Genomic DNA, 20,277 nt, shown 5'->3' on the forward strand with positions numbered 1-20,277 from the left:
AGTTAAAGTTTCGATTTTTAGGGATTTTCAAAGGTTTTGTAGATAGATATATATGCTTGTAGATTGATTAGTGGTGGTCGCAGCTGGACTCGAACCAGCGACCCCTACCGTGTCGGGGTAGTGCTCTACCAGCTGAGCTATGCGACCAAAATAACATAATTTATGAAATTTTATCATTTTTTTTGAAAAAATAAAAATATGCAAAAAGTACAATACTTAAATCTATCATAACATCAGCAAAATTAAATATTGCAAAATCAAAACCACAATGCCAATATACATAATCAACCACTCCACCTCTTAAAAATCTATCAATTAAGTTTGAAATAGCAGCACCAAAAAGTATTCCTGAAATATAAGGAAAATTTTTTATGATTTTTTCTCTATAAAAATACCAAAGCAAAAATGCAATTAATCCAACTTGTAAAAACTTCAGCCACTCACCTAAAAAAGCAAACATAGAAAAAGCAACACCTTTATTTAAAGCTAAAATTAAAGAAATACATTTACTATGCCACTCAAATCCACTTAAAAATATCCACTTTATTACTTGGTCTATTCCTAAAACTAAAATAAAAAACAAAATAAATTTAATCCAAAACTTTTCACTTTTCATATTTTACTTTTCACTTATGATAGTTTTTTCTGAAAAAATTCTGTGAGTTTTTCTAAAAGTTCTTTTGCTTTTTTACTCTCTCTTCCTTCAATAAGAAGTCTTAATTTGTTTTCAGTTCCAGAGTACCTAACTAAATGTCTGTACCCTTGTTTTTCTACTTCTTTTAAAATATCACTTGCACCATCAATTTTCTCAAGAGGTATTTTTTCCGTTACTTTTATATTTGTTTGAACTTGAGGATAAAGTTCAAATAAATTAAAAGCCTCGCTTGCTTTTTTTTGAGTTTCTATCATATAAGCAACTGCTTGCAAACTGCTAACTAATCCATCTCCTGTTTTAGCGTAGTCACTAAAAATAATATGACCTGATTGTTCTCCTCCAAAATTTAAATTATATTTTTTCATAACTTCAAGTACATTTTTATCTCCAACAGCACTTCTATATACTTTTATTCCATATTTTTTCAAAAACTCTTCTAATGCACCATTGCTCATTACAGTCACTGCAATTCCATTACTTTTTAATTGATTCTTTTTATGTAAATAATAAGCTAAAGATCCTAAAAGTCTATCTCCATCTATTACTTCACCTCTTTCATCAACTACTACTAATCTATCTGCATCTCCATCAAAAGCAAATCCTATATCAGCTCTATATTCTTTGACTTTACTTGCTAAAATTTCTGGATGCATTGCACCTGAATTTTGATTTATGTTATAACCATTAGGTTCATTGTTTATCGTAATTACATCAGCTCCAAGTTCGCTAAAAATAGTAGGCGCTACTTTATATGCTGCCCCATTTGCTGTATCAATTACAATTCTAATACCATTTAAATTTAGATGTTTTGGAAAAGAAGATTTGATATGGACAATATATCTCCCAATAACATCATCAATTCTTTTACTTTTTCCTATTTCTTTGCCTGTTTTTAATTCAAAACTATTTTTAGAATATCTATCTTCTATCTCTTTTTCAATATCACCTGAGAGTTTATTTCCCTCACTATCAAAAAACTTAATTCCATTATCATCATATGGATTATGACTTGCACTAATCATAATTCCACCATCACATCTCATATCTTCAGTTAAAAAAGCAACAGCAGGTGTTGGCATAGGCCCTATTTGAATCACATCATATCCAATAGCAGTAAGTCCACTTACAATTGCATTTTCTATCATATAACCACTTCTTCTTGTATCTTTTCCTACTAAAATTTTTCCTGTTTTTTTAGAAATAGTCTCACCAAATGCCATTGCAAGATTTAGTGCAAGAAACGGGGTAATAACTTCACCTGCTTTTCCTCTAACTCCATCAGTTCCAAATAATTTCATTACAAATCCTTTATTTCCTTTTAAAAATGAAATATTGATTTGCAAATTTTAACAAATTTTTATAAAATACGGTTCAAAAAAAGGAACTAAATGGCAAATACAAAGTCAGCTCAAAAAAGAATCAGACAAACAAAAAAAAGAACTGAAAGAAACAGATACTATAGAACAAGAATTAAAACAATTACAAAAAATGTAGAAAAAGCTGTTGCTGAAGGGAATTATGAAGAAGCTTTAAATTACTGGAAAGTAGCAAACAAAAAATTTCAAAGCTTTGTAAATAAAGGGATTCTGAAAAAAAATACAGCAAGAAGAAAAATTAGCAGACTTCATCATCTTGTAAAGTCAATCGAACCACAAAACGCTTAATTTTTTTCCCATTTCCCCTCCTGTTACTATTGGTATATTGGTTATTTTTTATACCAATCCCAAAGCAAATTTTACAAATTTGTATATTGGTATATTTGTATATTAGTTTAATTCTCTTCTATTTACTTAGAACTTGTAACTTAGCAACTTGGAACTTATCCTTCATTCTTAACTCTCAATTCTCCATTTTCAATTGATATAGATGGTATAATTCAAAAAAATTTTTAAAGGTGCAAAAAATGCTACTTGATAAATTAAAACCATTCGTTGATAAATATAATGAAATAAACGAAAAACTTTCATCTCCTGAAATTACAAAAGATATAAAACAAATGACAAAACTCTCACGAGAAGCGAGAAATCTTGAACCAATCGTTACTAAGGCTAAAGAATATGAAGAGATATTAAATAATCTTGAAGAAGCTAAAATGATGTTAGAAGATCCTGAAATGGCAGAACTTGCAAAAGAAGAGATTAAAGAAATTGAAGAAAAATTGCCTCAATTAGAAGAAGAAATAAAAGTGCTTCTCCTTCCAAAAGACCCAAATGATGATAAAAATATTTTTCTTGAAATTAGAGCAGGAACAGGTGGAGATGAAGCAGCACTATTTGTAGGAGATTTAACAAAAGCTTATCTCAGATACGCCGATAAAAAAGGTTGGAAAGTAGAAATAGTAAGTGAATCTAAAAACGATATAGGTGGATATAAAGAAATTATTTTATTAATAAAAGGAGAAGGTGCTTATTCTAGATTAAAATATGAAGGTGGTACTCACAGAGTCCAAAGAATTCCTATTACTGAGTCTCAAGGGAGAATTCATACATCAGCTGTAACAGTTGCTGTTATGCCTGAAGTTGATGATATAGATATAGAACTTGACCCAAAAGATATTAAAATAGAAGTAATGAGAGCAGGAGGTGCTGGTGGTCAGCACGTTAATAAAACTGAAAGTGCAGTTAGAATGACACATATACCAACAGGAATAACTGTATCAATGCAAGATGAACGCTCTCAACAAAGAAATAAAGAAAAAGCTCTTCAAATATTAAAAGCTAGGGTTTATGAAAAACTTGAAAGCGAACGCCTTGCAGAAATTGGAGAAAAAAGAAAAAGCCAAGTTGGAAGTGGTGATAGAAGTGAAAGAATTAGAACATATAACTATCCACAAAATAGAATCACAGACCATAGAATTGGTTTGACTTTATATAGGCTTGAACAAATTATGAGTGAAGGACTTTTTGATGAAATAATAGACCCTCTTATTGCGCACTACCAAGCAGAAGCACTTAAAGAAGCGGGACTTTAATTAATTGAGAATTGAGAATGTGGCAGCCCGGCATACACGGAGTGTGTGCTGGGAAGAGTTGAGAATTGAGAATTTAATTTTAGTAAAATAGAGTATTTAGATTGAAACTGATTTTATGAAAAAACAAAAAACGAAAAGCGTTGCAAAATTTAAGCGTTACGAAGTAAAATGGAGCACTTAGCTTGAAGTTTTTTGTTTTTGAATAATAAATTTCATTTTGGAGAAACCAAATGAGCCAATTAAAAATCTGCGAAGAAGCAAAAAAACTAAAAATCCCTGAGTGGATTAGACCAACGCCTTTTTTAACAGTTGATGGAATTATTAAAATTTTTAACCCAACTTTTTCTGGAATAGTTCTTATAAAAAGAAAAAATCCACCCTTTGGATATGCACTGCCGGGTGGATTTGTAGACTATGGTGAAAGTGCAGAAGAAGCTCTTATTCGTGAAATGAAAGAAGAAACAAATCTTGATATAAAAATAGAAAAACTTCTTGGAGTATATTCCAACCCAAATCGAGACCCAAGAGTACATACAGCAAGTTGTGTATTTATATGTAAAGCTTCTAAACTTCCTAGAGCTGGAGACGATGCAAAAGAAGTAATGCTCATAAAACTTGAAGATATTCCTTGGAATAAACTTGTATTTGATCATAGAAAGATTTTAGAAGACTTTTTAAAATCTTTTTAAAATAAAAGTTTAAAAGGTTGTATAGGGTTATAAAAATTATAACTAACCCTTTACAACCTTTATAATATTTTTAAACTTTTTTATTTCCACATACCTCCAAAATGCTTCATAGGAAACCAATAATAGTTTCTATAATATCTCCCTATTCCTCTTTGAAAAGGATAATTTTGACACCATCTTTTTTCCATTAGCTCACAAGCACTTTTTCCTGTTATTAATCTTAATTCATTATTAAAAGCATTATAGTGATTATAACTTCCTGCCCTTAAAAATTTAAATAAAGCTACCACATCAGATGAACTCACTTCATTTAAGTACTTATCTAAATCTTCAACATCTGTAACTTCTACCATTATTCCAACTTCAAGTGCGTCTTTTATAGACTTTTTACCTTTCGAAATCAATTCATTATATAGTTTTTGAAGATTAGGATTGTTAAATTTTCCAACTTCATCTCCAAGCATTGGAAGAGGTATTCCATAATAACTCAATACATTTGCTACACCTTTTTGATGCATTACCTCAGCTCTATAAATATGTGGAAAAGTTCTTAAATTTGGATACATTTGAGATAAAACATAATAAACATCTTTTGCTAATTTCTCTTCTTGATACATATAAATAAGAGCCTCTTTTTCTTTTTGAGTTAAGGCAAATAGATTTACCACAATAAATAAAAAGATAATTAATTTCTTCATTACTTCTCCTTTATCTAAAATAGTAAGGACCACCTCTCATACCAGCACCATGTCCACCACCAAATCCAAAATGAAACATATAAAAAAGAAAATGTTCAATAAAAGGAAAAATTAAAATTAGTATAAAAATAAAAATTAAAATCTTTAATAAATTTTTATTGTCCATTTTCGCCCTTTTTAATCATTTCAGCTATATCTACTGGAGTTAAATTATTTGAAAAAGCAATTTCTCTTAAAGTTTGAGTCTTTTTAGCATTTATTCCTTTTGCTTTTAAAATTTTAATAGCTTCATTTGCATCACAACTATATTTTTTACAAAAATCATCAAGACTCATTCTCCCAATTCCACTTCCTGGTATAAACTTTACATTTTGAGAATTACTATTTTTTTTAGGTTTTATTATCTCGTAAACCTTATCAGGAGTTAAGTTGTTTTTATTTGCAATTTCCTTTAAAGTTTCATTTACATTAAATTGAACACCTTTTTCTTTTAATTTTTTAATAGCCTCATTTAAAGGGATATTTAGTTTAGCACAAAATTCTTCCAAACTTAAAAGCTCACCATGTGCAATTGGTATTTCACTTTTTGAAACTTCCCAAGAATTTTTAATATACTCTTCTAAATCACTTACACTCTTGAATGGTTGAATATTCTTTATAGTCCCAATAGATACCAAAGCTATAATTAAAAGAGCAAAAATTGACTCTTTTTGAAATAAATATTTCTTTAAAACTCTCCAATTAAAAACTATATGCCAAACAGCAACAATTACCAAAAAAAATCCAAAAATTACATGCAAATTATCCCATCCATCTTTATCAATACCCAAAAATTTCCACCCTGTAAAATAAGCCACACGCCCGTGTGGCATTATGTATAACACTATCCCACTAATAATTATAATAAGTGTTGAGTAGAATAAAAATAAATCAATCCATTTTCTCATCTACATTTCCTCGATCTACTTTTATACTCAAAACCTGTTGTTTTATCTTCTATTTCACAAGTTATAAAACTATACATTCCCTGATAACCTTTTACTTCTACTCTATCTCCAGGTCTTATATTGATACTTTGTAAAACCCAAGTAGGTGCAATTGCTACTTTTACAGTGCCTTTATTAGTTTTTACATCTGCCATCCACCAATAAATACCTTTTCTAAGACCAGGTAATGTATAAACTCTCTCAACAACTCCATAAAACTCACTATTGTAGTACTTAGAACTTTTCATCATTCCCATTTCGTGTTTTGAACTTATAATTTGATTAAAATAACTTTTAGAAATAAATTGTGGAGTATAATCCCCTCCATATCTTCTTAATATTCCAACAAAAGCCCTCATATGATGTCGACTGCCTTTTTCAAGATTTTGATAAACTAAATCTATATCTTTATTATTACTTCTCCTGATAGCTTCTTTTAGATCTTTTATATCTAAATCTTCAATTGTAGCTCCTACAATCAAAGCGTCTTTTAAGCTAATTGATCCTTTTTCAACTAATTCGTTATAAAGACTTTGAAGCTTTTTATTCTCAAATATCCCTATCCTATCTCCTGTTTTTTCAACTGGATCATGTAAACCATACTTATCTAAAAGTAATTTAACCATATGCATATGCCAACTTTCACTTCTTGAGATATTTTTAAATACTGGTAATTTCCATTTTTTATACAATGTCAAATAAACATCTCTTGCTAATTTTTCTTCTTCTCTCATATGTAATAAATCTTTAATTTCAGCTTTTGATAAACTCTCTTTAGGTAAATTTAATACATAACTTTCAACTGGTGCTTTCGCATAAGCACTACTTATCAAAACTCCTAAAGCTAATGCACTTAATAATTTTTTCATTTCACCCTCCTTAAATGTTTTTAAAATTATAAAGGGTGAAGTTAAACAAAATATAAACAAGTTTCAACTTTTTTATCTATATTTCTAATTTCAAACTTAATTTTATATTCATCTGCTATTTTTTTAACAATATAAAGTCCAAGCCCAAAACCACCTTCACTTCTTTCTTCTCTTACAAATTTTTTTGTAATGTTTTCAATATTCTTAATTTCACCAATATTTTTTATACAAAATTTTCCTTTTTTAAGTTTAATCTCAATAGTTGAATTATTAGGAGCATATTTAATTGCATTTGAAAGTAAATTATCAATAATTCTAATTAAATCTTCTTCATCAAAAACTACTTCAAAATTTTCACAATTTTTTACAACTTTTAAGTTTTTATTTTCAATCTGAGTTTCAAAAACTAAAATCCTCCTAGAAATAAGCTCTTTTAAATCAATCTTTTTTAACTCTTTTTTCTTTTTATGATACAACCTTATATATTTTAAGTCTTCAAAAATTTTACTTAGTCTCATACTAGCATTTTCTATTCTTTTTATAGCTTTTTTATTTGGTTTTTCCTTTATAATTTCAATATTCGTAAGAATTACGCTAATAGGAGTATTCATTTCATGAGTCGAATCTCTTATAAAGTCTTCTAAACTTTTTATAACCTCTTTCATAGGAGCTAAAAATACTCTTCCTAACCAAAAAGAAATAAAAATTAAAAAAAACAAAAAGAAAATATTAAATATCAACAAAGCTCTATGTAAAGAATCAAATTTTTCTTTATTAAGTAATTTTTGAGCCACAATATCTATTCTTCCCCACATTTTTATCATTTCATATCTATAATAAATATGATTGTCTTCAATCCAAAACTTTTTATCAAAATATACTTTTTTAGGATGAAAGTTTGAATATATTAATTTTTTATTTTTATATATAGCAATCTTTAAATTTGTTGAATAAGTAAATTCAGAATTTATTATTTTTATAATCATTCCTCTGTTTTGTTCTAAAAAAAACTTTATTTCTGTTTCTATTGACTTAATTTCGCTTTCAATTATATTTTTGTACGAAAATTTATAATAAAACCACTCACCAATTCCTACTAATAAAATAGTGGAAATAATATAAATTAATAAAAATCTCCTAAGTGCTTTTTTCTCAGCCAACAAATTTATATCCTATACCCTTTATAGTTTCAATTGATTCTTTTCCTAAAATATTTCTTAAATTGTTTATAAAAGTTCTAAGAGACATTTCATTTGGTTCTTCTAACTCATAAAGATATTCAAAAATCTTTTCTTTACTTACAACTTTTCCTCTATTTTGTATAAAAAACTTCAAAAGCTCAGCTACTTTTGGCTTTAGATGAATTAGCTCACTATCTTTTTTTAATTCTAAATTATTTAAATCAAATTCAAATCCATTCTTTAGTTTTACAACACTTTTATCACCATAAACTCTTTTAATAATAGCATCAATTCTATATTTTAGCTCTTTTAAAGAAAAAGGTTTTTTTATATAATCATCACCACCACTTAAAAAACCTTCTTCAACATCTTTTTCACTATCAAGTGATGTTAAAAAAATAATAGGTGTATTTTTAAATTTCCTGATCTCTTTTACTGCACTAAACCCATCAACTTTTGGAAGTTTTACATCAAAAATAATAACATCATAATTTTTTTCATACGCCTCTTTAATTGCTTCTTCTCCATCAAAAACACTTGTTACTTCAAAAAAATCTTCTAAATATTCTTTTATTGTTTCATTCAAGTCAATATCATCTTCTACTAAAAGAACTTTCATCTTTAGCCTTTTTTTAAAGAATAACTAATTTTTATAAACGTAAAATAAACTAAAATTCTTTTAACAAATCTTTTTTTATAAATTTATAATTTTTTACGGCAAAATAAGCAAAAGCACTAAAAGTTTTTCCATTTAATTTTATGCAGATTTTTTTTCTTTTATAATAAAAAGGCACCTCTTCTACTCTATCAAGGATTTTTAAAAGTCTAGGAGTTATTTTATAGACTTCTCCTTTTATAAAATGACCTCTCCCTTTTTTATCTATTAAGTATGGATACCAACCAGATTTACTAAGAATTAAAGGATACTTCTCACATGTAAAAGCCTCTCCCAAAAACTTTGCGTTTTTGAGATAAAACGCAAGTTTTTTTTCTCTTTTTAAACTACCATAAACAAATACAATCATTTGCAATTATAGTAGATAACTAATCTCTCACCTGGAATAATTAAAGCAGAATTATTTGACTCAGGATTTTTATCAGGCATAAATATTACACTCGAAACATTGTTTTCATACCTATCAAAATCTTTCCATTTGCCTGTAAATTTTAAACTTTCACTTACTTTTCCTACTTTTACATTTACTATGTCTTTATTTTTATTTATTTCAATATTAAAAAAAGTATTTAAAGTTTTTTCTAAAAGAGGCTTAGTTTTTTCAGTTACTGGAATATTTTTTGTTTGATTTCCATCATTAAAACTAATTCCGACTGTTTCACACTTATAATTTTTATTATCTACTATATTAAAAGCCATTGCTGCAATCGCTAAGCTGCTAATAAACAAAAACTTTTTCATCTTTATCCTTTTTTACAAATTGTATCATAAAAATTTATAAATTTCTTGTAAGGCACTTAGTGCAGGAAGTTTGATTTCAATATCAGCACCATCTGACTCTTTTGGATTTATTCTAATAAGTTTTGCACCGAAAAGTTCTCTAATTCTCTCACTCATATTTCTAACAGTAGGTACAGCTTTACCCGCTCCTATCTCAATAATTACTAAATCATCATCAATTTGACTTAGCCAATAATTAAATCTACTAACCTGTTTATCAACTCTATTGTCTACAAATTTAAAATCTCCAAACATTAAAATATTTGGTCTTGCAATTTTCCCACAGTGTTTACAATATAAAAAGTTTTTAGCTTCAAACTTTTCTATATCTACCATAATTTCTTCATTATTCTCCCAAATATCATCCGAACAAGGCTCAGTGCATTGTAAATAATGAATACTTCCATGAATCTCAACTATTTGATTTTCTAAAAATCCTGCCTTTTGAAACTGTCCATCTACATTTGAAGTAAAAACAAATTTATCTTGAGGTAAATTTTTAAGAATGTAAAACCCTCTATGTGGACTTGTATTTCTATAAAGGTTTAGTCTATGACCATAGAAGCCCCAAGCAAGTTTTGGATTTATATCAAACCAGGTAGGATTTGCAAGTGCTTGAAAATTTAATCCAAGCTTCCGAGCTTCAGGATAAGCTCTCCAAAACCCATCATCTCCACGGAAATCCGGAAGTCCACTATCAACACCCATTCCAGCACCAGCAGTTATTAAAAGATACTTTGATTTTTTTATAATATCAGCTGCTTTTTTTATTTCATTCATTTACTTCCCTTGCATAAAAAACATGCACTATATAACTTTCATCATCTATTTCAATCTTTATATCCAAAATATCTACATCAATATTTTCTTTTTGTTTAAGTTTTTCTCGTATCATCTCTTCTATCTCTTCTAAATAAATCGTTCTAAAACTTATCATTCCCCAATTTTCATTTTTTCTATATTTAATTTTCATTATATTACCTCACTTTCTGAGTTAGTTTTAGAGGTATTAGAGGTTTTAAAGGTTTTAGAGGTAATAAAAATATTACTAACCCCTACTACCTTTAATACTCCTACTAACCCTTACTAACCCCTACACACTTTGTTCGCATTCTCAATTCTCCTTCTGCACCCCAAAAAATCTAGCGATTTTTCGGGGACCCCGCTTTCTCCATTTTCCATTTTTAATTTTCCATTTTCCATTTATTATTACCCTCCAGTTTCCCAAAATGCTCTTGTACTAACTTCATCTTCTTGCCAGTCATTTTTTTCAGGTTTATTTCTTACTACATCTCTTAAGATTTCCGCAGCTTTTTTTATATCATTTTTTCTAATAGCTTCTTTTATATTGTAACTTTCAGTAAAAAAAAGACATGGAATTAAATACCCCTCAGCAGTCAAGCGAATCCTATTACAACTTTTACAAAACTCATCATCATGCGGTTTTATAATTCCAAATACATATCCGTCCTCAAGCTCATAATAATCACTTGCTTCAGCTTTTTTTTCTTTTTTTTCAAACTTATATTTTTTTGAAATTTTGTCTAATATATTTTTTGCATCAACTCTCTTAATTCCCGGATATGCTCTTTCATTTTCCATAAACTCAATAAATCTAATTGTAACATTTTTACTTTTTGCATAATCTAATAAATCTAAAATTTCATCATCATTTATATTTCTCATTATTACGCTATTTAGTTTTACTTTAAGATTTACTTTTATTGCTTCTTCTATTCCTTCAATTACTTTATCTAAAACATCTTTTTGAGCAATTTTTGCTGCAACTTCTGGCTTTAATGAATCAAGAGAAACATTGACTCTTTTAAGTCCTGCATCTTTTAGCTTTCTAGCATACTCTTTTAGATAATACCCGTTTGTAGTTAGAGCCAAATCTAAGCTCTGTTTATAATCATAAAGCATTTTTACAAATACATCTAAATCTTTTCTTAAAAGTGGCTCACCACCTGTAATTCTTATCTTTTTAACACCTTCATCAATTGCAAGGCGCAAAAACTCAAACATCTCTTCATATCTCAAAATATTCTCATGTGGCTCCCATTCAAAAGGAGTGTTTGGCATACAATAAAGACATCTAAAGTTACATCTACTTGTAACTGATACTCTTATGTAATCTATTGTTCTATTATATGAATCAATAAGCATCCTGTTCCTTTGATATAATTTCAAAAAAGGGTTTTTTAATGTTTTTTAAAACCTTAGAATCAATAATAACTTGTGATAATATACCACAAAAATTCGAAATGTTTTATGAAATGTACAAAAATATTGATAATTTTGATTTCAAATCAGATGAAAAACCTAAAATATTTAAAACTCCTAGTTATTCAAAATTTTGTAAAGTTGTCCACCCAGCAAAAGTTCCAAGACGCAGAGGTTTCGAAACACCAGAAAAAAAAGCAGTACTTCTTCATGCAATTGTTCATATTGAATACTCTGCAATTGACTTAGCACTTGATGCTTGTTATAGATTTAGAAATCTGCCAAAAGAGTTTTATCTTGATTGGTTAGAAGTTGTAGATGATGAAATTAGGCACTTTAAAATGATGAATAATTTACTCGAAAAAACTGGTTTTACTTATGGAGATTTTCCTGTACATAACTCTTTATTTGAAGCAAGTCAGAAAACTGTGGACCTATTAAGTCGTATGGCAATTATTCCAAGATGGTATGAAGCAAATGGACTTGATGCAAACAAAAAGATTATAAAAAAACTTGAAAAATCAAACGATCCTTTTGCAAAAGAGGTAATAAATTCACTTTTAGTCATTTTAGAAGAAGAAATTCCGCATGTAAGTAAAGGTGATAAGTGGTTTAAATGGGAATGTGCTCGCCAAAATTTAGAGCCAATCCAGACATATTTTAAGATAATTGATAACTTTTTTAAAGATTGGAAGAAAAAAGATTTAAATGTAGCAGCTCGTCTTAAAGCTGGATTTACTTGTAAAGAACTCAAAATTTTAAATGAAAAAATAGAGTGTTAATTACACTCTAAGATTTTTCCATTTTGAAATTCTATTCTTGTTGGCTCAAAATAAATATTTAAATTTTCTGTTTTTTCATCTTTTAAATATTTTTCAAGTTCATTTCCTACAATATGTTTTTTGTTTATAATAATTTTAGAGTTTCTTGGAAAATTAACTTCTCTACTTATATAATCTTGCAATATTTTTACTCTATCTTTATCCTCTGCAAAAAGAGAACCTCTCATATATTTTATACCTTCAGGATACTCATTTTTTAAAATAATTTTAAGTGTATAATAAGGAATTATTTCATCATGATATTTATAATTTAAAGAAAGTACTTTAATTTTATTGCAGCTTTTAATAGCAAACTCTCTTTTAGTATTTTCTTCTTGTTTTTTTAGTTCTTTTTGTTGTTTATGTAGTTCTTCTTTTAATTTTTCTATCTCTTTATCTTTTTTATCTACCTTTCTTTCTAATTGTTCTATTTTTTGAAGTAATAAATCAAGTTTTTTATTGATGTCATCATTTGAAGCTGCAAATATTATAGAAGTTGCTATAAATGCAATAAGAATTATTTTTTTCATTTATTCCCTTTTTAATGATATTTTATCAGAATTTACATATAATTTTATTAAAAATTTAAAAATGCTACAACACTTTTCTAATAAAAGGATAATTTTGAAAAAAGATATATTAGCATTAATAATTTCTTTAATTTTAACTATGATAATACTTAATATATTAAAGCTACCATTTATTTTAGGATTTATTGTAGGTTCAATTCTTTGGAGCGTATTGCATTTTAATATAAAAAAATGGTTATAATTTTACAAAAAAGGCATAATATGAATTTAACTCACATAAATGAAAAACATAATCCTAAAATGGTAGATGTAGGTGATAAAAAAGAAACTAAAAGAATTGCAATAGCCAGTGGAAAAATTCATATGAAAAAAGAAACAAAAAAAGCTATTTTAGAAGAAAAAACCAAAAAAGGAGCTGTACTTCAAACTGCCATAATTGCTGCAATTATGGGAAGTAAAAAAACTAGTGAATTAATTCCAATGTGCCATAACATACTAATTGATGGAGTAGATGTAGATATCGAAGAAATTGATGATGGATTTAAATTAATAGTAACTGCAAAAACAACTTCAAAAACTGGAATTGAAATGGAAGCATTAACTGCAGTTAGTATTGGACTTCTTACAATTTATGATATGGCAAAAGCAATCGATAGAGAAATGATAATAGATGACATAAAACTTGAATATAAAGCCGGAGGAAAATCAGGAGAGTTCAAAAGAAGTGAAAAGTAGAAAATGAAAAGTAAAAAGTTAAAAGTAAAAAGTAGCCAAGTGGCTAAGTGGCCAAGTTCTAATTTATCAAAAACTTTACACTTTACACCTTATACTTTATACTTATCAGATATTCCTTGTTTTATCTTAGCAGGAGGCAAATCAAGTAGGTTTGGAGGTGATAAAGCAAAAGTTTTTTATAAACATCAATACAAACTATGTAAAAGTGTTTTTAAAAAAGTTTATTTTGTAGCAAAAGAAAAAAAATTTAAGAATTATCCATTCTTTATAGAAAAATCAAAAGAATATGCTCCTTTTTTTGCGTTAAAGGAAATTATAAAAAAACACAAAAAAGTTTTTGTAATAAATATTGATACACCATTAGTAAAACCACAAACTTTAAAAAAACTTCTCTTAAAAAAAGTAGTAGCTTGTGAAAATCCGCTAATTGGTTATTATGATTACACTATGTTAAAAAACTTTAATAAAAATACCTTAAAAATCTCCGGAATTAATAAAAGATGCCTTAAAATTAAAAATGAATCAATAAATATAAATAAAAAAGAAGATTTAACTCTCCTCCCAAATAAATTTAGGAAGATTATCAAAGTCAATTAACCTACTCTTTTCAAGTGATTTAATAATCGGTTCAGTTTTATAAAATTTTGCTTTTTTTATAATATCTTCTATTTCATTATCATATCCAAAATACGAAATATAATTATTTACTCCTTTTTGAATTTTTTCTTTGTCTTTAACAGCATTTAATAACTGATTTAAATAAGCTGATTTTATAATTTGCTCAGCTCTGTGCTTATAAATACTTGAATGCAGCAAATCATTCAAAATAGTAGAAACTTTATCGATGTTACCGCTTAATGCCTCTTTTTCTGCTTGTTTAAATTTGTCAGTAGTCATTCTTTTAAACATTAAATAATCGTCGCTATCTTCTAAAAATGCATTTTCACTAACCATCTTTTCTACTAAATCATATTCTTTATTAGCTAGTGCATTTAAAAAAGAAGAATAAATATTACTCTTTTTAATAAAATCTTCGGCTTCTTCTTTATATTTAGGAAATTTTTTAAGCATTTCGGCATATTCCATTGATTCTTTAAATTTTCCATTCTTTAAAGATTTTATAGCTGCATCTTTTAATCTCTCACCAAACTTTAAAGCTTGTTCATACTCTGGAGTTTCATATAGAAAAGGATACTTTTCTACTAACCTAAAAAATTCTTCAAACTTTCTCTTCATTAAGAATGATCTAAACAAACTAAAAAGTTGCTTATCATTAAAAAGAGATTGAATTAAAGGAGTTTTTTGAGACACTCCTCTAAATGGAGCAAGTAGTTGTCTTACTCTATCTTCTTTTCCTTTTATTCTTATAAGTTCTTTTGCTTTATTAAAAACTTTTTTCCAATCTGATTCAATTTTTTTATAATAAGCAGTATCCCTAAAAGATGGATACTTAGTTGCAAGTGAATAAGCAAGCGGATATTTTCCTTTTATAACTGCTGTTTTAAACTTTTCAAATTCAGAAAAATCATTCAAAATATTTTGAATAATAGTTCTTTTTTGAGGAACAGCTAAAAAAGGAGTTAATAATTGTCTTGCTTTATCATATTGAGCTTGTTCCATAAGTTTATAAGCAGCTGTTATAGTTTTTTCCCATGTCTTTTCTAAATTTTGATACTCTTCAGTCCTTATTAAAAATGGATTTTGTTTTACTATCTCATACGCTTTAGCATAATCTTTTTTTAAAATAGCATCACTTAATTTTTTATTATCTTCATAAATATCAAAAATATATACACTTCCTCCAAGAGTGCCTATCCAAAGAGTTGAGTTTTCTGCCACATATGAAATAGAACTTGGAAGCTCATTTATTTTTATAAATTTTTCACTTATTAATTCATAATTTTTTAAATCATACAAATACACATTTTTATCTTTTGTTATGACAAACATAAACTCTTCATTTTCATCAAAATCAAAATCAATCACCATATCAGCAACACTTTGAAGTCTTGAAATCACTTTACCTTTTGTATAATCCCATACAATAAGCTCACCTGTTTTATCACCACTTACCATTCTTTGGTGTTTTAAAAACTTTATTTGAGTAATAGCACCCCTGTGAGATTTTTTTCTAAAAGAAATATTCATTGAAGAAATATTTGTAACATTTAACATTTTATCATAACTACCAGTAGCAGTCCAAAGAGAGTTTTTACTAAAAGCACCTGAAATTACATAATCTGGATGAGGTGGAAGTGAAGTTACCATCTTACCAAGTTCAACAGACCATAAATACGCCCTTCCATCCATCCCACCTGTAAGCAAATAGTTTTCATCAAAATCAAAATTTACACATAAAACCTCACCTTTGTGCCAACCAAGAGTATGTAAAAGTTTTTTTTCTTTTATTTTCCAGATAGTTGTTTTATTCTTTCCTTTTATTGGAATTGCAAGATATGTACCCTTAGGAGAAATTGCTATACTATTTTCAAGAGGATTATTCTCAGGTAAAGAGACCTTAAATCCTCCTAAAAGTTTAAAATCATTAGCATCATATATTCTAAAAGTATTTAATTTATCAATTATTCCTACTTTTCCATCAACATATCTTACTAAGCTTACAGGATTTTTAATATTTAAGATTTTCTTTACATCCAAAATCTCTCCTTTTATGATAACATTTTACAAAAAAAGGTAAAAAATGCCTACTTTAATCATAATCGACACTTTTGGATTTTTATTTCGTAATTACTATGCACTTCCTCCTCTAAAAAGTAAAAAAGGCATCCCTACTGGAATGATAACAGGTTTTATGAACTTTATTGCAAGTCTTGGACGTGATTTTCCAACTGATTACATAGTCTTCACATTAGATAGCAAAGAAAAAGAAACCTTTAGAAAAGAAATTTTTAAAGATTACAAAGCAAACCGCCCTGAAGCTCCAGAAGACTTGAAAATTCAATTGCCTATTGCTATTGATTTAATTAAAGAAATGGGATTTAAACTTATTGAAGTTCCAGGATTTGAGAGTGATGATATAATTGCAAGTCTTGCAAAAAAAGCTGCATCTAAAGGTATAAAAGTAAAAATAGTTAGTCACGACAAAGATATGTATCAACTAATAGATGATGGAAAAATAGTAATTTTTGATCCGATTAAAAAAACAGAAATTGATGAAAAAGGATGCATTGAAAAGTTTGGCGTACATCCAAAGTACTTTAAAGATTTTCAAGCACTAGTTGGAGACAGTAGTGATAATATCCCAGGAGTTAAAGGTATTGGAATAAAAACCGCTGCTAAACTAATTAATGAGTACCATACATTAGAAAATTTATACGAGCATATTGATGAAATAAAAGGAGCTGTAAAAAAAAGACTGATTGAGGGCAGGGAAAATGCATTTTTAAGCCGCGAACTTGTAACACTAAAGACTAATCTTTTTAATAATGAAATTAACCTTGAAGAATTTAAATATCCTGAAATTAACCCTATACTAAAAGTAGCTGATAAATTAATTGATTTAGATATCAATTCTATAATTGAAAGAGTAAAAAAAGATGGACTTTTTGTAAAAACAAAAGAACCAAAGATAGAATTTGAAACAGTAATAATTGAAGATGAACAAGAACTATTTGAGACAATTGACAAAATTAATGATAAAATAGTGGCTTTTGATACTGAAACTGATTCTCTTGAAAACCCAAAAATAATAGGGTTTAGCTTTGCTTTTGAAGACAATAAGGCCTATTATGTTCCAATAAACCATTTTTATTTAGGAGTATCTAAACAAATTGATGAAAAAGTAGCACTTAAAGCTATCAAGGAAATTTTATCTAAAAAAGTAATAGGACATAATTTAAAGTTTGACTTTAAAATGTTAAGAGATTATGGTATATATGCTAACCCTCCTCTTGCAGACACTATGATACTTGCATGGCTACTTGACCCTGATAGTCCTGTAGGACTTGACAGTGTAGCTAAAAGATATCTAAATCATATAAATATAAAGTATAAAGAAATTGTAGGAAAAAATCAAAATTTTGGTGATATTGACATAAAAACAGCAGCCAAATATGCAGCTGAAGATGCAATTATTACTTTAAAACTTTTTGAAAAATTAAAAGAGAAATTACCTGAAGCTACAAAGTGGGATTTTGAAAATATTGAAATGCCTTTTATTAGCATACTTATTGACATGGAAAAAGAAGGAATTAAAGTTGATACAGATTATCTTGAGAAATTACAAGTTAAACTAACTCAAAAACTTGAAGAGTTAACAAAAGAGATATATTCTTTATCTGGCAGCGAATTTAACATAAAAAGTACAAAACAATTAGCCCATATTCTTTTTGAAGTATTAAAATTACCTGTTAAGAAAAAAACAAAAACTGGATATTCAACAGATGAAAAGGTATTAAATTCTTTAAAAAACACTCATCCAATAATCCCAAAACTTCTTGAATATAGAAAACTTGATAAACTTTTAAGTACATACATAATTCCTCTAAAAGAATATGCAAAAAAAGACAAAAACCATAAAATTTATACTCATTTTCTTCAAACAGGAACTGCAACCGGAAGACTTTCAAGTAAAAATCCTAACTTACAAAATATTCCAACATCAACTGAAATAAATATAAGAAATGCTTTTATTACTGATAAACTTTTTGTTAGTCTTGATTATTCTCAAATAGAGCTCAGACTGTTAGCACATTTTAGTGAAGATGAAAACTTAATAAATGCATTTTTAAATGATAAAGATATTCATCTAGAAACTGCTATTAAAATTTTTGGTAAAGATTATGCTAAAGAGTATAGATCTGTTGCAAAATCTATAAATTTTGGTCTAATTTATGGGATGGGTCCTAAAAAACTATCTGAAACCATTAACGTATCAACAAAAGAAGCTAAAGAGTTTATTGAAAAATATTTTGCTTCTTTTCCAACTGTAAAAGATTTTATACAACGTTCAAAAATAGCAGCAAGAGAAAATGGATATGTTGAAACATTATTTAAAAGAAGAAGATATTTTAACTTTGCCTCAGCTAACGCAAGAACTATTGCAGCGTTTGAGAGAGAAGCAGTAAATACTATTTTTCAAGGTAGTGCTGCCGATATTATCAAAAAAGCTATGATTGATATAAAAAAAGCTTTTCCAAAATCAAAAATGGTTCTTCAAATTCACGATGAATTGATTTTTGAAGTTGAAAATGAAGATGAAGCCCTAAATTATCAAAAAATTATGCAAAACTGTGTTAAACTAAAAATTCCTCTAAAAGTTGGAATTAGTTTTGCAAAAAGATGGGGAGAACTTAAATGACATCAATTGATAGTGGAGTTGCCAAGTACCACAGTTCCAAGTTATAGTAGAGGTTAGTAGAAGTTGTAGGGGTTATTAAAGGTTAGTAGAGGTTATTTTCTAAAACCTCTAATACCTCTATTACATCTAAAACCTCTAATACCTCTAATACCTATAATACTTCTAACACCTCTAAAAATTATACAACCTCCTTTACAATAACATTATTCGCATTCTTCTAAAAGTTTATTAATGTGTGAATCATCATATGGGTCAGCGTGAATATTTATTACCCATTTTTTATTTGGATCAAGCTCTCTTATTTTTTCCTCTACATTTTCAATAATTGTATGCGCTAATTTTAACTTCATATCAGGCGTTAATACTAAATGAACATCAACAAAATTTCTATTTCCTGCTTTTCTAGTCCTTAAACAATGAAAATCAAGAACAAGTGGCTCTTTTTTTATAATTTCTTTAATTTTTTCAACTGTTTCAAAATCAAGTGATACATCAAGAAGAATTTCAAGTCCATCTTTTACTATCTCACTTGCCTCTTTTATAATATAACCACCAATTAAAATTGATAATATAAAATCTAAAAAATAAAATCCTGTAAATTTTATTATCAAAAGTGAAATTAAAACAGCCCCATTTGTCAGCAAGTCAGTTTTATAATGTAAAAGGTCTGATTTTACTATTAGATTATCAGTTTTTTTTGCTATATATAGTAAAAAAGCTACAAGACCTCCTGTAGCAAAAATTGAAAAAAGCATCACATAAATCGAAATATCTATCTCTTTAATTGTTTCATGGTAGATTATTTTTCTAATACCTTCATAAATAATAAAAATACCACTAGAAATAATAAAAAGCCCCTCAAATAAAGCAGCTATCCCTTCAATCTTACCTTTTCCATAGTTAAACTTTAAACTAGGCTTACTCTCTGATATTCTAACTGCTATATTATTAAAAATAGAAATAAACATATCTAAAATAGAATCTAATGCACTAGCTACTACAGCTACACTTCCACTCATAAATCCTACTATTACCTTTGCAATAGCTAATACAAGAGCCGTAAGTGTAGCAACGGTTGTTGCAAGTCTAGGTAAACTCATAAATTCCCTTTTTTTGATTAAAATATTATTCATTTTTTAAAAA

24 protein-coding genes and 1 tRNA gene are annotated in these 20,277 nt (G+C 27.7%); 8 read left to right on the forward strand and 17 right to left on the reverse strand.

The window, feature by feature from the left end; genetic code table 11:
- Positions 1 to 71 precede the first annotated feature (71 nt).
- The 3 genes from ACYQ1U_RS03680 to glmM form a co-directional block, all read right to left on the reverse strand.
- Positions 72 to 147, reverse strand: a tRNA-Val gene (locus ACYQ1U_RS03680).
- 13 nt (positions 148 to 160) lie between these two features.
- Positions 161 to 616, reverse strand: coding sequence for a signal peptidase II (gene lspA, locus ACYQ1U_RS03685; RefSeq protein ID WP_459884442.1), 456 nt, complete (start codon positions 614 to 616; stop codon positions 161 to 163).
- 14 nt (positions 617 to 630) lie between these two features.
- Complete coding sequence (glmM, locus tag ACYQ1U_RS03690) at positions 631 to 1,953, reverse strand: phosphoglucosamine mutase (protein WP_459884444.1); 1,323 nt, start codon at positions 1,951 to 1,953, stop codon at positions 631 to 633.
- Positions 1,954 to 2,043: 90 nt separating this feature from the next.
- On the opposite strand from glmM, the gene rpsT reads away from it, so the two are divergent.
- From rpsT to ACYQ1U_RS03705, 3 genes are all read left to right on the forward strand, one after another.
- The gene (rpsT, locus tag ACYQ1U_RS03695) at positions 2,044 to 2,319 is read left to right on the forward strand and encodes a 30S ribosomal protein S20 (protein WP_459884446.1); all 276 of its coding nucleotides are present in this window, start codon (positions 2,044 to 2,046) and stop codon (positions 2,317 to 2,319) included.
- A gap of 239 nt (positions 2,320 to 2,558) precedes the next feature.
- Positions 2,559 to 3,626 (forward strand): peptide chain release factor 1, encoded by a 1,068-nt coding sequence (gene prfA, locus ACYQ1U_RS03700; RefSeq protein WP_459884448.1) that lies wholly within the window; start codon positions 2,559 to 2,561, stop codon positions 3,624 to 3,626.
- Between the two features lie 230 nt (positions 3,627 to 3,856).
- Positions 3,857 to 4,315, forward strand: coding sequence for an NUDIX domain-containing protein (locus ACYQ1U_RS03705; RefSeq protein WP_459884450.1), 459 nt, complete (start codon positions 3,857 to 3,859; stop codon positions 4,313 to 4,315).
- An 80-nt stretch (positions 4,316 to 4,395) separates the two neighbouring features.
- Here ACYQ1U_RS03705 and ACYQ1U_RS03710 read toward each other — a convergent pair whose 3' ends face one another.
- The 11 genes from ACYQ1U_RS03710 to moaA all read right to left on the reverse strand — a co-directional run bounded on the left by ACYQ1U_RS03710 (position 4,396) and on the right by moaA (position 11,671).
- Positions 4,396 to 5,013 carry a DUF2202 domain-containing protein gene (locus ACYQ1U_RS03710; protein WP_459884452.1) on the reverse strand — a complete coding sequence of 206 codons (618 nt, stop codon included), beginning with the start codon at positions 5,011 to 5,013 and terminating at the stop codon, positions 4,396 to 4,398.
- A gap of 10 nt (positions 5,014 to 5,023) precedes the next feature.
- Entirely contained in the window at positions 5,024 to 5,179 is a 156-nt protein-coding gene (locus tag ACYQ1U_RS03715) for a hypothetical protein (protein ID WP_459884454.1), read from the reverse strand.
- Positions 5,169 to 5,960: a DUF4405 domain-containing protein gene (locus ACYQ1U_RS03720; RefSeq protein WP_459884457.1), complete on the reverse strand. Its 792-nt coding sequence runs from the start codon at positions 5,958 to 5,960 to the stop codon at positions 5,169 to 5,171. Before ACYQ1U_RS03720 ends, ACYQ1U_RS03715 begins: the two co-directional genes overlap by 11 nt.
- Positions 5,957 to 6,868, reverse strand: a complete 912-nt coding sequence (locus ACYQ1U_RS03725) for a DUF2202 domain-containing protein (protein WP_459884458.1) — start codon at positions 6,866 to 6,868, stop codon at positions 5,957 to 5,959. Before ACYQ1U_RS03725 ends, ACYQ1U_RS03720 begins: the two co-directional genes overlap by 4 nt.
- Positions 6,869 to 6,909: 41 nt before the next feature.
- Positions 6,910 to 8,028, reverse strand: a complete 1,119-nt coding sequence (locus ACYQ1U_RS03730) for a sensor histidine kinase (protein ID WP_459884461.1) — start codon at positions 8,026 to 8,028, stop codon at positions 6,910 to 6,912.
- Positions 8,021 to 8,668, reverse strand: coding sequence for a response regulator transcription factor (locus ACYQ1U_RS03735; RefSeq protein WP_459884464.1), 648 nt, complete (start codon positions 8,666 to 8,668; stop codon positions 8,021 to 8,023). The genes ACYQ1U_RS03730 and ACYQ1U_RS03735 overlap by 8 nt, the downstream gene beginning before the upstream one ends.
- A 49-nt stretch (positions 8,669 to 8,717) precedes the next feature.
- Positions 8,718 to 9,074, reverse strand: coding sequence for a gamma-glutamylcyclotransferase family protein (locus ACYQ1U_RS03740; RefSeq protein WP_459884466.1), 357 nt, complete (start codon positions 9,072 to 9,074; stop codon positions 8,718 to 8,720).
- The gene (locus tag ACYQ1U_RS03745; RefSeq protein WP_459884468.1) at positions 9,071 to 9,466 is read right to left on the reverse strand and encodes a hypothetical protein; all 396 of its coding nucleotides are present in this window, start codon (positions 9,464 to 9,466) and stop codon (positions 9,071 to 9,073) included. Before ACYQ1U_RS03745 ends, ACYQ1U_RS03740 begins: the two co-directional genes overlap by 4 nt.
- A 24-nt stretch (positions 9,467 to 9,490) precedes the next feature.
- Positions 9,491 to 10,285, reverse strand: a complete 795-nt coding sequence (locus tag ACYQ1U_RS03750; RefSeq protein WP_459884470.1) for an SIR2 family NAD-dependent protein deacylase — start codon at positions 10,283 to 10,285, stop codon at positions 9,491 to 9,493.
- The gene (locus tag ACYQ1U_RS03755) at positions 10,278 to 10,478 is read right to left on the reverse strand and encodes a hypothetical protein (RefSeq protein WP_459884473.1); all 201 of its coding nucleotides are present in this window, start codon (positions 10,476 to 10,478) and stop codon (positions 10,278 to 10,280) included. The genes ACYQ1U_RS03750 and ACYQ1U_RS03755 overlap by 8 nt, the downstream gene beginning before the upstream one ends.
- Before the next feature lie 236 nt (positions 10,479 to 10,714).
- Positions 10,715 to 11,671 (reverse strand): GTP 3',8-cyclase MoaA, encoded by a 957-nt coding sequence (moaA, locus tag ACYQ1U_RS03760; RefSeq protein WP_459884475.1) that lies wholly within the window; start codon positions 11,669 to 11,671, stop codon positions 10,715 to 10,717.
- A gap of 38 nt (positions 11,672 to 11,709) precedes the next feature.
- On the opposite strand from moaA, the gene ACYQ1U_RS03765 reads away from it, so the two are divergent.
- Positions 11,710 to 12,510, forward strand: a complete 801-nt coding sequence (locus ACYQ1U_RS03765) for a ferritin-like domain-containing protein (protein WP_459884477.1) — start codon at positions 11,710 to 11,712, stop codon at positions 12,508 to 12,510.
- Here the strand turns inward: ACYQ1U_RS03765 and ACYQ1U_RS03770 are convergent.
- Positions 12,507 to 13,079 (reverse strand): coiled-coil domain-containing protein, encoded by a 573-nt coding sequence (locus ACYQ1U_RS03770; RefSeq protein ID WP_459884480.1) that lies wholly within the window; start codon positions 13,077 to 13,079, stop codon positions 12,507 to 12,509. The two genes, ACYQ1U_RS03765 and ACYQ1U_RS03770, sit on opposite strands and share 4 nt — an antisense overlap.
- Before the next feature lie 94 nt (positions 13,080 to 13,173).
- Here ACYQ1U_RS03770 and ACYQ1U_RS03775 point away from each other — a divergent pair, with 94 nt between their 5' ends.
- From ACYQ1U_RS03775 to ACYQ1U_RS03785, 3 genes are read left to right on the forward strand one after another with little or no spacing between them, the layout of a single operon-like run.
- Positions 13,174 to 13,320, forward strand: coding sequence for a hypothetical protein (locus tag ACYQ1U_RS03775; protein ID WP_459884483.1), 147 nt, complete (start codon positions 13,174 to 13,176; stop codon positions 13,318 to 13,320).
- Between the two features lie 20 nt (positions 13,321 to 13,340).
- Positions 13,341 to 13,814 carry a cyclic pyranopterin monophosphate synthase MoaC gene (gene moaC, locus ACYQ1U_RS03780; RefSeq protein ID WP_459884486.1) on the forward strand — a complete coding sequence of 158 codons (474 nt, stop codon included), beginning with the start codon at positions 13,341 to 13,343 and terminating at the stop codon, positions 13,812 to 13,814.
- 3 nt (positions 13,815 to 13,817) lie between these two features.
- Complete coding sequence (locus ACYQ1U_RS03785; protein ID WP_459884489.1) at positions 13,818 to 14,411, forward strand: NTP transferase domain-containing protein; 594 nt, start codon at positions 13,818 to 13,820, stop codon at positions 14,409 to 14,411.
- Here ACYQ1U_RS03785 and ACYQ1U_RS03790 read toward each other — a convergent pair.
- Positions 14,364 to 16,472, reverse strand: coding sequence for a WD40 repeat domain-containing protein (locus ACYQ1U_RS03790; protein ID WP_459884491.1), 2,109 nt, complete (start codon positions 16,470 to 16,472; stop codon positions 14,364 to 14,366). The two genes, ACYQ1U_RS03785 and ACYQ1U_RS03790, sit on opposite strands and share 48 nt — an antisense overlap.
- Positions 16,473 to 16,515: 43 nt before the next feature.
- Here ACYQ1U_RS03790 and polA point away from each other — a divergent pair, with 43 nt between their 5' ends.
- Positions 16,516 to 19,134 (forward strand): DNA polymerase I, encoded by a 2,619-nt coding sequence (polA, locus tag ACYQ1U_RS03795; RefSeq protein ID WP_459884493.1) that lies wholly within the window; start codon positions 16,516 to 16,518, stop codon positions 19,132 to 19,134.
- 203 nt (positions 19,135 to 19,337) lie between these two features.
- On the opposite strand, the gene ACYQ1U_RS03800 is transcribed toward polA, so the two are convergent.
- Positions 19,338 to 20,234: a cation diffusion facilitator family transporter gene (locus tag ACYQ1U_RS03800; RefSeq protein ID WP_459884495.1), complete on the reverse strand. Its 897-nt coding sequence runs from the start codon at positions 20,232 to 20,234 to the stop codon at positions 19,338 to 19,340.
- Positions 20,235 to 20,277 lie beyond the last annotated feature (43 nt).

Source organism: Caminibacter profundus, from assembly GCF_054657155.1.